A 13556-nucleotide genomic window follows, 5' to 3' on the forward strand; every position below is an offset into this window, starting at 1 on the left:
CCTTCGCGCCTGGCTCCAGAGAAAGGAAGCCTTCCCATGACCCGATCCCCTGAACTGTCCAGACGCTCGCTGCTGCGTGCGATCGGGATGGGCGCGACGGCGATCGCCGCGCCGTCGCTGCTCGCCGCGTGCGGAGACGGCGGCGGCGGAGGCTCGGTCAGCAACGCGGGCACCGACAAGGTCCCGTGGCCGGCGTACCAGCCCTTCGCCGGCCCCACTCCGGACCTGCCCGGCACCGCCGAGGGCGTGCAGGCCGGCTACACGAAGTACCCGAGCAACCTGGTCAACGCGGTCAAGGCGACGCCGGGCGACAAGACCAAGGTCAAGGCCGTGGCCATCACGTACGGCACGCCGCCGAAGCCGGCCGACCAGAACAAGCTCTGGAAGGCCATCAACGACGCACTCGGCATCGATCTGGAACTCACCCTCGTGCCGGACGCGGACTTCGACGCGAAGATGGCCACCCTGACGGCGGGCGACGACCTGCCGGACATCATCAGCATCGGCGGCGGCCACCGGCTCCCGCGCGAGCAGGAGTTCGTGGCGGCCAAATGCGCCGACCTGTCGGACTTCCTCGCCGGCGACAAGATCAAGGCCTACCCGAACCTGGCCAACCTGCCGCCGTACACCTGGCAGGGCATGGGCCGGATCAAGGGCCGGATCTTCGGCATCCCGCTGGAGCGGCCGCTTCCGGCCTCTGCGATGTTCATCGACCGCAGCGCCTTCGCCTCGGTCGGCGCCGACGACAGCACCTGGTCGAAGGACGAGTTCGCCACCGCCGTCAAGGCGCTGAGCAAGAACAAGCAGTACGGCCTGGGCGCCCAGAAGGCCAACCAGTTCGGCCTGCGACAGTTCCACGCCGCGGCGTTCGGCGCCCCGAACAACTGGAAGGTCGACGGCGGCAAGTTCATCAGGGCCGAGACCTTGCCGGAGTTCAAGGACGCGCTGGCCTTCGTCCGGGAGCTCTTCGCCGCCGGTGCCTACTACCCGGACACCATGTCCCTCAGCGTCCCCGACACGAAGACCTTCTTCAACAACGGCACCTTCAAGAGCATGACCGACGGGCTGGCCGCGTTCCAGCCCGCGGTGATCGGCGTCAAGGGTGCCTACCCCGTGGATATCGCACTGCCGTACAAGGCCGGCGGCAGCGGGCCGTACATCGTCGCCGGCACCGGCAACTTCGGCTACACCGTGCTGAAGAAGGCGCCGGCGGAACGCATCCAGATGCTGCTGCGGGTGCTGGACTACCTGGCCGCGCCGTTCGGCACCAAGGAGTACGAGCTCACCCACTTCGGCGTGGAGGGCGTTCACTTCACCCGGGCCGCGGACGGCACACCGACCCCCACGCCGCTGTGGGCCAACGGCGAGAACAACGTCAACCTGCCGATCATCTATCTCGCCGAGGCGCCCCGGGTGCTGTACTTCTCCGGCGTCGACGCCGACTCGGTCAAGCGGCTGCACACGTGGGAGACCAAGGCGGTACCCCTCGGGGTGAAGGACCCAGCCGCCGGTCTGGTCTCGGACACCCGCAGCCGCAGCGGCGTCACGCTCGACAAGGTGCTCAACGACGGCATCAACGACATCGTGACCGGGCGCACGCCGCTGACCAACTGGGACGCCGTCATCAAGAAATGGCGTGACGACGGCGGCGACAAGATGGCCGAGGAGTACGCCAAGGAGCACGCCGGCTAAGTCGGGGTGGAAGGGGGATTCGCGCCGGGCGACGAGCGGCCATGCCGCGACGCGCCCGGCGCGAATCAGGCGCCGATCTGGCGGACCGAACCGCGCACCACCACGTGGGTCCCGAGCATCACGTGTTCGCGCCCGGACACCTCGCTGGAACGCTGCGTCGCCAGCTTCACCGCGGTTCGGCCCAGCTCCTCCTGCGGAACCCGCACGGTCGTCAGCGGTGGGTTGAAGTCGACCGCGCTGGGGACGTCGTCATAGCCGACGATCGAGACGTCGTCGGGAATGCGCCGCCCGACTTCGCGCAGCGCCGCCATCGCGCCGGCCGCGACGCCGTCATTGCCCGCGAAGACGGCGGTGAACTCCGCGCCCGAGGCGAGCAGCGCCCGCGTCCGCCGGTAGCCGCCCTCACGGTCCCAGTGCCCGTGGCTGATCAGCGCCGGGTCGACCGGCTGCCCGTACGCCGTCAAGGCCGTGCGATAGCCCTCGACGCGCTGGTCGGAGGTGGTCAGCCCGGCGGGTCCGGCAATCATGAGGATGTTGCGGTGGCCCGCCGTCAGCAGATGCGTGGTGGCCGCGTGCGCCCCGCCGACGTTCTCGTACTCGACGGTGATCGCCGGGAAGTCCGGGCCCAACGACGGCCGGGCACACAGGACCAGACGGCTGCCGGCGTCCTCCAATCCTTGGGCGTACTGGCGCATCCGCTCGCGGTAGTCGTCGTTCTCCACCACCCCGCCGGCCAGGATGACGGCGTCGGCCCGCTGCTCCCGCATCAGCCGCACCACCTCGAGTTCCCGGTCGGGATCGGCGTGGGTGGTGCAGACCAGGCAGAGCCGGTGGGCCTCGGTTGCCTGCTCCTCGACACCGGCGGCGATGCGGGCGAAAAACGGGGTGGTGACCTCGGCGACGACGAGCGCGACCACCTTCGAGGTCGCCCCGTGCAGGGCCCGGGCATGGGCGTTCACCACGTAGTCCAGCTCGTGCACCGCACGCTGGACCCGCTGGCGGGTCTCGTCCGCGACCGGGTAGTTGCCGGAGAGCACCCGGGACACGGTGGCCATCGAGACGCCGGCTCGCGCGGCGACATCCTTAATGCTTGGCCGCTTGTTCAACCAGCACCTTCCCGTGGTCGGGGTCGGACAGAAACGCTTGCGAAAAGCTTTACCATAGACCTACGCTCCGTAAAGTGTCCACGCTGGCGCAACTTCACGGAACGCTGTCCACGGATCCGACCGACACTCACGACGGATGGGCGCACGCGCTGCTGGCGGTGACCGCACCGGCCACCCGGCTCGCGGCCCTCGGGCCGGACCGCCAGCCGGTCAGCGCCTCCTCGAACGACCCGGGGGCGACCTGGCTCGAGCTGGTGGCGCGGCCGCTGTGGGGTCTCGCCGCGCACGCGGCCGGCGGTGGCCGCGCCGACGAGCAGTGGCACGACGTCCGGCGCAGCCTCCTCGCAGCGCTCAACCCGCGGCACGACTGGTATGCCGGGCCGCCGGGCGGCCAACGCCTCGTCGAGTCCGCGGCGATCGGCTACGCACTCGCGATCGCGCCGCGGGAGCTCTGGGATCCGCTGACCGGCCGGGACCGCGACGTGTTGGTGCGCTGGCTCAGCGCCGCAACGCAGGCGACGCCGCACGACAACAACTGGCACTTCTTCCCGGTGCTGGCCGGGCTCGGCCTGGAGCGGCTCGGCATCGCCACCGACGCGACCCGGCGGAAGGCACACCTCGACCGCCTGGAGCGGTTCGCGCTGTCCGACGGCTGGTACAGCGACGGGGACGGCGGCGGGCGCGACTACTACAACCCGTTCGCGTTCCACTGGTACGGCCTGGTGATGGCCGGGCTCGACGCGTTCGAGCCGGAGCGGGCGGAGCGGCTGACCGAGCGCAGCCGCCGCTTCGCCGAGCAGTTCCAGCACTGGTTCGCCGCCGACGGCTCGTCCGTCCCGTTCGGACGCAGCCTCGGGTACCGCTTCGCGCAGGGTGCGTTCTGGGGCGCGCTGGCCTTCGCCGACCTGCCGGCGCTGCCCTGGCAACGCATCCGCGCCCTGGCCGACCGGCACCTGGCATGGTGGTGGCGACGGCCGATCGCCAGCGAGGACGGGCTGCTCACCGTCGGCTACGGCTATCCGAACAGCTCGATCGTGGAGCAGTATCTCGGCGCCGGCTCGCCGTACTGGTCGACCAAGTTCTTCCTCCCCCTGGCGTTGCCGACCGAGCATCCCTTCTGGAGCAGCGCAACCACCGCGGAAGCCGGGCCCGCGGACGCGGTGAGCGTACAAGTCGCGCCGCGGGTCGTCATCAGCCGGCATCGCGGGGACGTGGTGCTGCTCAACGGGCAGGGGTGGCGCGACTGGGCACGCGGCGGCGCCGCGAAGTACGCCAAGTTCGCCTACTCCACCCGGGCCGGGTTCAGCGTCCCCGCCGGCGACCGGAGTCTCGCCGCCGGCGCCTTTGACAGCATGCTGGCGCTCAGCGACGACGCCGGGCGGCGCTGGCGGGCCCGCGAAGAGGTGGACGAGTCGCGCATCGACGGGCACGTCGTCTGGACCAGGTGGTCGCCGTGGGCGGACGTGACCGTGCAGACATACCTTGCGCCGTTCCGCGACGGCTGGCACCTCCGGCTGCATCGGCTCACCACCGGCCGGGCGTTGACCGGCGCCGAGGGTGCCTTCAGCCTGCCGTGGACCGCGCTGGGCCAGGATGCGGCAACGCTTCGCAGCACCGGCGACGTCGGCACGTGCGGTGCCGCAGCCGACGGGCTGAACAGCGTCATCCTCGACCTCGACACTGACCGCGTCCGGACCGGCGAGCTCGTCGCGCCCATCGCCGGCACGAACGTGCTGCACCCACGCACGGTCCTGCCCATGCTTCGCTCCGACCACCCTCCGGGCGAGCACCGCCTCCGCACCGCCGTGTACCTCGGCGACGAGCCACCACGGCTCGACGACGAGACCATGACCGCGCTGCGCGATGGCGCCGCTCGCCTCGAGGTGCGGACAGGCGCGCGCTAAACAGCGGTGTCGAGCGTGGCGAGCCAGTCGCGCCCCGCGATCAGCGCATCGGCCAAGGGAACGATGCCTGGATGCCACTTGCGTTCCCACTCGAGGCTGTACCAGCCGTCGTAGCCATCGGCCCGCAGCGTGTGCAGGATCTCGCGCAGCGGCACGGCGCCGGTGCCCAGCAGCAACGGCGTGCGGTCGGCGTCCGCGGAGTCCTTCAGCTGGACGTGCGCGAGCCAGGGAGCCAGCGCCCGCGCGGTGTCGGCCACCGACTCGCCCCCGGCCCACGGGTGCCTGACATCCCAGATCGCCCGGACCCGGGGGTCGTGCACCTGCGACAGGATCCGTCGCAGGTCCTCGCCGCGCGGATGCGAGTCGTGCGTCTCCAGCCAGATCTCCACCCCACTGGGCAACCTCGGCGCGGCGGCACGAAGCCGCGCGATCGCTCGGGCGTCGGCGTGCTCGTCGTCGCCACCGGGGAACACACGGACCGCCCGGGCCCCCAGATCGGCGGCAAGGCCGGCCTCAGCGAGCAGGTCGGCGACGCACTGCTCGTCGCTGCGCTGACCACTGGCGATCTTGACGTAGGAGGCGACACAGAGTGTGGACAGACCGTCCAGGGCGTCGAGGGCCGCTCGCCGTCCGGCCTCGGACAGTCCGACGTGGACGGGTTCGTCAGGGGCCGAGCGCAGTTCGAGGCCACGCCACCCGGCGCCCAGCGCCAGCGCGGCAACGTCGTGCAGCGGCATCCCGGGGCAGCCGAGGGTGGAGAACGCCAGCCGGCGGGAGATCCATGGCATCAACCGAGAATAGCGGCCGTGCTTCCCCGTTTCGGCCGCCTCCCCTTTGGCCGGGACGGTGTCGGTCGATTCGATCGCGCGGAGTTGAAGGACGTCGGCTGGCTCATGCCTGACCGGGGCTGAGGATGGACCAGGCTGGTTCGAAGGCGATGCTCGACAGCACGGTGACGGCCTCGGGCGGGAAGTCGGGCCAGGTGCGCAGGACCTCGTGGCGCCGGTTGAGCCGGCGATCCAGGAAGCGCTGGGTGCGGACGAGCCCGTCGGCGGCTTCGACGGGACTCAGTTCGCCGCGTGCGGCAGCGGTGGCGTATTCGTCGAGGTCGAGCACGCGATAGGGGTGATCGGGAGGGCCGACGATGACGTCGATCCAGAGGTCCTCCACGATCACCTCGTCGCCGTTGTCGGTCACTCGTACCAGATCGCAGTACCACCATCCCTGTTGTGCGTCGGGAAAGATCACGGGCTGGTTGATCTGGAATCCGTCGTCGAGCAGCACATAGCTGCGCTGCTCGTAGTGCCTGCCGTTCAGCGCGAAGCCCCAGTCGTAGACGATCACGTCGTCGAGGCGGCGTCCCGCCGCGCGGACCTTGTGGTCACGGATCACGGTCACCGGTTGCAGCACCTGCACGTCGTGGTTGGTCACGATCCGCAGCCTGGCAGGCCATCCCCATGCACGGGAGCAATTTTCTCACTCGGGAAGATCGCCGGCCGTGGCCGGCACGAGCTGCCATTGCTGGTTGGTGCCGCCGTTCGGGTTCCATTGCACGACCTGGGCACCGGCGGCTTGCGCGGCGCGGGGCACCGACAGCACGAGCAGGCCGGTCGCGACCATCGCTGCGACCAGCGCGGCGGAGGCCAACGACCTGAGTCTCTGCATTTGCATACCTCCCATGGGCGGTCCCTTCTCGGCGAGGCACCCACGCGGGCACTGAGGCGACTGGGGTCCGGGGGCGCGGGAAGATCTGTGAAGTTGCTTAACAGATCCACCGGAGGCTATGCGGCAACCCGTCTAGCAGTCAATACGCGACTCGCATCAGTCGACAGCCACTCTATTGACAACTATTAGTTAACTTTCCTATCGTTACGACACCTATCATCGCACCGGCGTAGGCCGACCCGGCCAACCCCAGCCATCCGTTCCCACCGGACGACGGCCGAGCCGACCAGGGCCCACCCAACCCATCCCGTGCGCCGGTCCGACCCACTCGAAGGAGCACTCATGTCCTCCCCGTCGGAGTCCGGGGCCGCCCGTCCCGGACGTCACCGGTCACGCCGTTCGGCCCTTGTGGCCGGGGCTCTCGCGGTCGCTACGGCGGCCGCGGGCGCGTTCGTCGCTCTTGCCGTCCAGCCTTCGGCTGATGCGGCGGTGCTGCCCAACGGCTTCAAGAACATCGGCTACATGCCGTCCTGGGCCGGTAGCGCCAACGCCATCCCGTACGACAAGCTCACCCACATCAACTACGCGTTTGTGCTGCCCAACAGCAACGGCAGCCTGCAGGGCCTGCCCAACCCGGCGAAGCTGCAGTCGATCGTGTCGCTGGGCCACGCCCAGAACGTCAAGGTGTCGATCTCGATCGGCGGCTGGAACGACGGCAACGACTCGGCGTTCGAGGCCCTCGCCGGCAACGCCACCGCGCGGACCGCGTTCGTCAACAACGTCGTCAACCTGATCAACCAGTACAACCTCGACGGTGTCGACATCGACTGGGAGTACCCGGACCCGGGCGCTTCCGGCAACAACTACACGGCCCTCATGTCGCAGCTGAGCACCGCGATGCACAGCCGGGGCAAGCTGCTCACCGCCGCCGTGGTCTCCGAGGGCGGCACCGCCAACGGCGTCCAGCCGGCCGTGTTCGGCTACGTCGACTGGCTCAACATCATGACCTACGACGGCGGCAACCCGCACTCCAGCTACGACTGGTCCGTCAACGCGGTCAACTTCTGGAAAGGCCGCGGCCTGCCGGCCAGCAAGGCCGTCATCGGCGTGCCGATCTACTCCCGGCCCGGCTACTACACCTTCGCCGACCTGGTCTCCCGCGACCCGGCCAACGCCAACCGGGACTGCACCACCGTCAACGGCTCCAACGAGTGCTACAACAGCCTGACCACGGTACGCCGCAAGACCCAGTGGGCCATGACCAACGGCGGCGGCATCATGTTCTGGGAACTGTCCCAGGACGCCGCCGGCGCCAACTCACTGATCAACGCCGCCTACCAGACCGCGACCGGCGGCACCACCCAGCCCCCGACCAGCCAGCCCCCGACCGGCCGCACCGGCCGCATCACCGGCCTGGCCGGCAAGTGCATCGACATCGCCGGGGCCTCCACCGCCAACGGGGCGGCGATCCAGCTGTACACCTGCAACGGCACCAACGCCCAGAACTGGACCGTCGCCGGTGACGGCACCCTGCGGGCCCTCGGCAAGTGCATGGACGTGACCAGCGCCAGCACCGCCAACGGCACCAAGATCCAGCTCTTGGACTGCAACGGCTCCGGCGCCCAGGTCTGGCAGTACAACACCGGCAACAACACACTGCGCAACCCGGTGTCGAACAAGTGCCTCGACGTCACCGGCAACACCTCAGCCGACGGTGCGCGGCTGCAGATCTGGGACTGCTTCGCCGGCGCCAACCAGCGGTGGACCCTCCCCTAACAACGTTCCTCGGGTTGGGTAGAAAGAAAGAGGCGGCGGCCGTCCCTGATGGGACGGCCGCCGTCTCAACGGTGGCAGGGTCGCCGAGAACATCCCGTACACGCCCACCGGCGTACCAGAAAATCTTGAAAGAAGTCCGGGGGCGGTGTCGGATCGGGGCAGCGGTGTTCGTTGCAGGGGTGAGCGGCCGCCCACGAAGGGCGCCCCGAACTCGCCTGATCCGTGCCCTCCTGCCGCAGGACGGTGAGGTGGCCGGGCTGCTGGCGCTGATGTTCCTCACCGAGGCCCGCCGCACCGCCCGCGTTTCGAGTAGCGGCGAACTGGTCACCCTCGACGAGCAGGACCGCGGGGCCTGGGACGCGGCGCTGGTCGCCGAGGGTCATCGGCTGGTGCGCGAGCGCCTGGCCACCGTAGCCGCCACCGGAGTGGCTCCGGGTCGCTACCAGGTCCTCGCGGCGATCAACGCCGTGCACACCTCCGCCCGCGACATTCGCGACACCGACTGGTCACAGGTCGTCGCCCTCTACGACCAGCTCGTCCGCCTCGACCCGTCACCGATCATCGCCCTCAACCGGGCCATCGCGGTCGCCGAGCTCGACGGCCCCGAGGTGGCATTGACAGCCGCCGACCGTCTTGAGGACAAGCTGGCCGACTATCACGCCTATCATGCGACCCGCGCCGACCTGCTGCGCCGGCTGGGCCGCAGTCAGCAGTCACGCGCGGCGTACGACAAAGCCATCGAGTTCGCGGGCAACACCGCCGAGACCGCCTACCTGACACGCCGCCGCGACCAGCTGGGGTAGCGCCCGCGAATCCCGATCGAACGCAAGGTCTGCAATCCATGGCGCGTCGGCTGCTGTGGCTTCTCGAACGGAGAAGTCCGGCGCAGGGTCTGCCGTACGGGCGGCTCCCTCGGTCATGTCAATCCTTCGACGTCGTCGGGTACAGCCGGGTCAGCGCCCGGATCGTTGCGGTGATGCGCTCGACCAGCTCGGGAGGGGCGAGTGCCTGCGCGTCCGCGCCGAGCCGGAGCAAGCCGGCAGCGGCGTGGTCCACACTTTCCAGCGGGATGGTGACGCGTCGCCAGCCGTCCGGGTCGGCGGGTGTGAGGGTGCGCGTCGCCAGCCGGCCGGCCCTCGGGCCGAGGATGTCGGGTAGGGCGGCGATCCCGGCGGGCGACAGGCGCACCACGGCGACCTCGGCCGTTTCGGCCCGCTCGTACCGTTCGACGTGTGCCTGCCAGAACTTGGCCAGGTCGAAGCCGTCGGGGCGGGTGAAGTTCTCCGGCAGCCGCTGCAGCTCGACGATGGCGGAGACCCGGTAGGTGCGCGGCTCATCGCGTCCGGCGGCGATCAGATACCAGACTCCCGCCTTGAGGACGAGTCCCAGCGGGTGCAGCCGGCGGCCGACCACACCGGGCCGAGGTGCCCAGCGACGGTACCGGACCTCGATGACCTGGTCCTGCCATAGCGCCTCCGCGACGGCGAGTAGGTGTGGCACGGCGTCCGGCTCCCGGTACCAGCCCGGCGCGTCGAGGTGGAAGCGCTGCCGGATCCGTGTCGACGCCTCCCGATACGGGGTGGGCAGCGCTGCCATCAACTTCAGCTCGGCGGCGGCCGCCTGGGCACCGAGTCCCAGTTCGGCGGCCGGCTGCGGCATGCCGGTCAGGAACAGCGACTCGGCCTCGTCGGCGGTCAGCCCGGTCAACCGGGTTCGGTAGCCGTCCATCAGCTGGTACCCGCCGGTGGGTCCCTGCTCGGCGTAGATCGGCACGCCCGCCGCGGCCAGCGCCTCGACGTCGCGGTAGACGGTCCGGGCGGTGACGCCGAGCTCCGTGGCGAGCTGTGCGGCGCTCATCCGCCCGCGGTTCTGCAGCAACAGCAGCAGGGACAGCAATCGACTGGCACGCACCGAGACAGTCTTCCAGACCACTGACAGAAGGTGTCAGGGGTAGCGCCTCATGATCGCCCGCATGAACGACTTCGACTTCCTCATCGGCTCGTGGAACGTGGCCAACCGGCGCCTCAGGACGCTCTTTGTCGGCAGCGACGAGTGGGACCATTTCCCGAGCACAGTGACCTGCCAGGGCATCTTTGAAGGTGGCGGCAACACCGAGGAGATCGTCTTCCCGACGCTGGGCAGCCGCGGCTACACGCTGCGATTGTTCGACGTCGAACGCAAGGAGTGGTCGATCTACTGGGCGAGCAGCCGCACCGGCCTGCTCTACCCGCCGGTGGTCGGCACCTTCACCGATGGCCGCGGCGACTTCTACGGCGACGACACGCACGAAGGAAGGCCGATCAGGGCGCATTTCATCTGGTCGGACATCACCCCTACCTCGGCGCGCTGGGAGCAGGAGTTCTCCGTCGACGGCGGGCACACGTGGGAATCCAACTGGATCATGGAGTTCACCCGCGCCTGACCTGCGTCCCGGTGGAATGGGACAGGACGGCACCGATCCGGAATATCGTTGATCACATGGTCTCGCAACCACCGGGGTTCGTCCGCGCCGGCAGCGCCGCGGCCTACCTGCAGGCGTTCGTGCTCTGCGGTATCAGTACGGTCCTGCTCACCCGGGCATACCTGGCGGCGACCGGATATCCCAAGATTGCCGGCGGGAGCCTGCACATCGCCCACGTGTTGTGGGGCGGCCTGCTCATGACGGTAGCGCTCGGCGTCGCGCTGGCCTTCCTGGGCCGGGCCGCGCGGATCTGCAGCGCCATGCTCGGCGGGGTGGGGTTCGGACTGTTCGTCGACGAGGTGGGCAAGTTCATCACCGAAGAGACGGACTACTTCTACCGGCCTGCCGCCGGCATCATCTACCTCACGTTCGCCGTGCTGGTCGTCCTAACGCAGTGGCTACGCGGGCCGGTCGACCGCACGGTGGACGAGCGGCGCGCCGACGCGGCCAACACCGCGCTGATCGGAGTCATCTCGGGGCTGACGACACGGCAGCGGGTGGAGGCCATCGAGCTGGTGACAGGATCGGAGCGCGATGTCGACCGCGCGCTGGTCCGGTTGCTCAACGCGGTGCCCGACGCCGAACCGCGGCGCGTCGACCGCTGGCGCGCCGCAGCCGACCGGCTGCGCGCTCGGCTGGACACACTGCTCCGACCGTCGTGGACCTTGGCGGTGACGGCGTGCTATCTCGTCATGCTGCCCACGCTGACGATCGTCGGTGCGGTGGCCGAATCCGTCACCGGCGACCTCGACCATGCCGGGGAGCGCCGAGCCGACCTGGTGGTCATCAGTGCGGCGGTGTGTACGGTGCTGTTGAGCATCCGGGGTGCGGCAGCGCTGCGTGTCGACCGCGCGACCGGCATCCGGTGGCTGAGACTCGCGTTGCTGACCGACCTGCTCGTCGGTCAGGTCTTCAAGTTCACCGTCAACCAGTTCGCCGCGGTCTCGGCCCTCGCGGTGGACATGGTGGCGCTGTGGGTGTTGGCCCGCTGGAGTCGGCGCGTCTCACGGTGACCACGTCCGCGGTTACCGGCGGAACCGGCGCTGATCGTCCACCCGACCGACGCGTCCCCAGAAGACGCAATCGATTCCCGGGATCAGGTGCTCGGAGCAGGACGTGCCCGCGATCTCGGGACGGGTGCCGGCAACGTCATAGGATTAGCGTGCGTCGGCAGCGAGGACGCACTCCAGGCATCGTGGTCCGACGGGAGGGGGCCGGCCAGTATGGGAGGAGTTCGGATGACTTCAGGCGCAGACCCCGTTGGCCGCCCGTCGCGTTACGAGAAGGTCGTTCTCGGATGGATACAGGGTGAGGGAAAGACAGCAGTGTCTGCCGGCGTGTGGCTTCTGGCCACCTCTCTTCTCACCGCCGTGTTCATCGCGGCTCTCGGGTGGCAGGTGTGGGAGAACCTCGCGCTGAGCAACCGCGGCGAGATCGGCGAAGCCCGCGTCGTGCGCACGAACTACGAGGGACGGTCACCGAGCCTCAATGTGGTCTATTTGAGCGGCCCGGTCGGCAAGGCCGCCCTTATAGACAACCCCGTGAAACGACCGAGCACTGACGATGTGATACACGTCCTCTACGATCCGCATCATCCAACCACCATCCGGGAGGTGGGCGCACCGATCTGGCGGTGGTTCGACTATCTGGTAATCGTCCCATTCGCAGTGGCGGGCGGGTTGATCGTCCCAGCGCAGCTGATGAGGTTTCGGCGCCGACTGCGGGAGCGACACATTCGGAAATCCTAGGCTTCGACGCGGTTCACGATCAACGCCGGCCCGGCCACGGCGCGACCCCAGATCGTGAGCACCTGCGCCAGGTCTTCTCAGTCTCGGTTCAGCAGGTAGGCCCGGACAGGGTCGAAGGTCACGTTGACGACGACCCCTTCGTCGAGCGCCTCGCGTGGATCGACCCCGGGCTCGGTGACCGTGATCGTTCCGCCGGTGGTCTCCACCTCGTAGTCGATGCTGGGCCCGTGGAAGGTGGACCGCAGCACGACACCGATCCCGGTACCACCGTCGGTGACCGGCTCGAGGTGGGCCGTCTCCGGCCGCACCATCAGATAGACCGCCTGCGTGCTGGTGGCGATCTTCGGATGGGCGGCCACGGTGACCTGGCGGCCCAGGACGGTGATCGTGGCCGTTCCGTCGCTGACCCGCTCCGGTACCGCCTCCAGGAAGTTCGCCCGGCCGATGAAGTCGGCGACGAAGACACTGGCGGGTCGGGCATAGATCTCGCCGGGGTTGGCGACCTGTTCGACCTTGCCCTTGTTCATCACCACGATCCGGTCGGACATGCTCATCGCCTCGTCCTGATCATGGGTGACGTAGATGCTGGTGATGCCGAACATCTTCTGAATGCGACGGATCTCGGCCCGCATCGCGTTGCGCAGTTTGGCGTCCAGATTGGACAAGGGCTCGTCGAACAGCAGCACCTTGGGCTGCACGACCAGCGCCCGGGCGAGCGCCACGCGCTGCTGCTGCCCACCGGAAAGCTCGTGCGGGCTGCGGTCCTCCAGCCCGACCAGGTTCATGCTGGTGACCGCCATCCGCATCGCGGCGGCGATCTCGTCCTTGCGCTTGCGTTGCAGCCTGAGGCCGTAGGCGATGTTCTGGGCGACGGTCAGGTGCGGAAACAGCGCGTAGCTCTGGAACACCATGGCCATCGGTCGCCGCTGTGGCGGCAGGTTGTCGATGTCCTTGCCGTCGAGCAGGATGCGGCCGCCGGAGGCGTCCTCGAACCCGGCCACCATCCGCAGGGTGGTGGTCTTGCCGCAACCGGAAGGGCCCAGCAGGGTGATGAACTCCCCGGGCTGCACGTCGAGGTCCACCCGGTCCACCGCGGTCACCACGCCGGTACGCCCGTTGAACCGCTTGGTCAGTGATTCCAGCTGGAGGCGCCCGGTGCCGGCCTCACGGGTCGCGGATACTGCCAGGTCAGGTGCGGCCACGG

General features: G+C 69.2%; 12 protein-coding genes and 1 pseudogene. 7 read left to right on the plus strand and 6 right to left on the minus strand.

The window, feature by feature from the left end; genetic code table 11:
• Positions 1 to 36: 36 nt before the first annotated feature.
• Entirely contained in the window at positions 37 to 1692 is a 1656-nt protein-coding gene (locus tag Dfulv_RS33370) for a type 2 periplasmic-binding domain-containing protein (RefSeq protein WP_259857789.1), read from the plus strand.
• Between the two features lie 65 nt (positions 1693 to 1757).
• Here Dfulv_RS33370 and Dfulv_RS33375 read toward each other — a convergent pair whose 3' ends face one another.
• Positions 1758 to 2747: a LacI family DNA-binding transcriptional regulator gene (locus Dfulv_RS33375; RefSeq protein ID WP_259857790.1), complete on the minus strand. Its 990-nt coding sequence runs from the start codon at positions 2745 to 2747 to the stop codon at positions 1758 to 1760.
• Between the two features lie 125 nt (positions 2748 to 2872).
• Here Dfulv_RS33375 and Dfulv_RS33380 point away from each other — a divergent pair, with 125 nt between their 5' ends.
• Positions 2873 to 4702 (plus strand): DUF2264 domain-containing protein, encoded by a 1830-nt coding sequence (locus Dfulv_RS33380; RefSeq protein ID WP_259857791.1) that lies wholly within the window; start codon positions 2873 to 2875, stop codon positions 4700 to 4702.
• On the opposite strand, the gene Dfulv_RS33385 is transcribed toward Dfulv_RS33380, so the two are convergent.
• The 3 genes from Dfulv_RS33385 to Dfulv_RS33395 form a co-directional block, all read right to left on the minus strand.
• Positions 4699 to 5490, minus strand: coding sequence for a sugar phosphate isomerase/epimerase family protein (locus Dfulv_RS33385; RefSeq protein ID WP_259857792.1), 792 nt, complete (start codon positions 5488 to 5490; stop codon positions 4699 to 4701). The two genes, Dfulv_RS33380 and Dfulv_RS33385, sit on opposite strands and share 4 nt — an antisense overlap.
• A 103-nt stretch (positions 5491 to 5593) precedes the next feature.
• Positions 5594 to 6133, minus strand: a complete 540-nt coding sequence (locus Dfulv_RS33390) for a DUF402 domain-containing protein (RefSeq protein ID WP_259857793.1) — start codon at positions 6131 to 6133, stop codon at positions 5594 to 5596.
• Positions 6134 to 6178: 45 nt separating this feature from the next.
• Positions 6179 to 6367 (minus strand): RICIN domain-containing protein, encoded by a 189-nt coding sequence (locus Dfulv_RS33395; protein ID WP_259857794.1) that lies wholly within the window; start codon positions 6365 to 6367, stop codon positions 6179 to 6181.
• A 342-nt stretch (positions 6368 to 6709) separates the two neighbouring features.
• On the opposite strand from Dfulv_RS33395, the gene Dfulv_RS33400 reads away from it, so the two are divergent.
• Positions 6710 to 8143, plus strand: a complete 1434-nt coding sequence (locus Dfulv_RS33400; protein WP_259857795.1) for a glycosyl hydrolase family 18 protein — start codon at positions 6710 to 6712, stop codon at positions 8141 to 8143.
• Positions 8144 to 8352: 209 nt separating this feature from the next.
• Positions 8353 to 8946, plus strand: a pseudogene (locus Dfulv_RS33405) (DUF6596 domain-containing protein); the annotation flags it as partial.
• A gap of 118 nt (positions 8947 to 9064) precedes the next feature.
• On the opposite strand, the gene Dfulv_RS33410 reads toward Dfulv_RS33405, so the two are convergent.
• The gene (locus tag Dfulv_RS33410) at positions 9065 to 10054 is read right to left on the minus strand and encodes a helix-turn-helix transcriptional regulator (RefSeq protein WP_259857796.1); all 990 of its coding nucleotides are present in this window, start codon (positions 10052 to 10054) and stop codon (positions 9065 to 9067) included.
• Positions 10055 to 10115: 61 nt separating this feature from the next.
• Here Dfulv_RS33410 and Dfulv_RS33415 point away from each other — a divergent pair, with 61 nt between their 5' ends.
• The 3 genes from Dfulv_RS33415 (at position 10116) to Dfulv_RS33425 (ending at position 12352) form a co-directional block, all read left to right on the plus strand.
• Positions 10116 to 10565, plus strand: coding sequence for a hypothetical protein (locus tag Dfulv_RS33415; protein WP_259857797.1), 450 nt, complete (start codon positions 10116 to 10118; stop codon positions 10563 to 10565).
• Positions 10566 to 10621: 56 nt separating this feature from the next.
• A complete protein-coding gene (locus tag Dfulv_RS33420) occupies positions 10622 to 11617 on the plus strand; it encodes a hypothetical protein (RefSeq protein WP_259857798.1) in 996 nt (331 codons plus the stop codon).
• A 225-nt stretch (positions 11618 to 11842) separates the two neighbouring features.
• The gene (locus Dfulv_RS33425; protein WP_259857799.1) at positions 11843 to 12352 is read left to right on the plus strand and encodes a hypothetical protein; all 510 of its coding nucleotides are present in this window, start codon (positions 11843 to 11845) and stop codon (positions 12350 to 12352) included.
• 77 nt (positions 12353 to 12429) lie between these two features.
• Here Dfulv_RS33425 and Dfulv_RS33430 read toward each other — a convergent pair whose 3' ends face one another.
• Positions 12430 to 13554 (minus strand): ABC transporter ATP-binding protein, encoded by a 1125-nt coding sequence (locus Dfulv_RS33430; RefSeq protein ID WP_259857800.1) that lies wholly within the window; start codon positions 13552 to 13554, stop codon positions 12430 to 12432.
• Positions 13555 to 13556 lie beyond the last annotated feature (2 nt).

The organism is Dactylosporangium fulvum, from assembly GCF_025137375.1.
GTDB classification, from domain to species: domain Bacteria; phylum Actinomycetota; class Actinomycetes; order Mycobacteriales; family Micromonosporaceae; genus Dactylosporangium; species Dactylosporangium fulvum.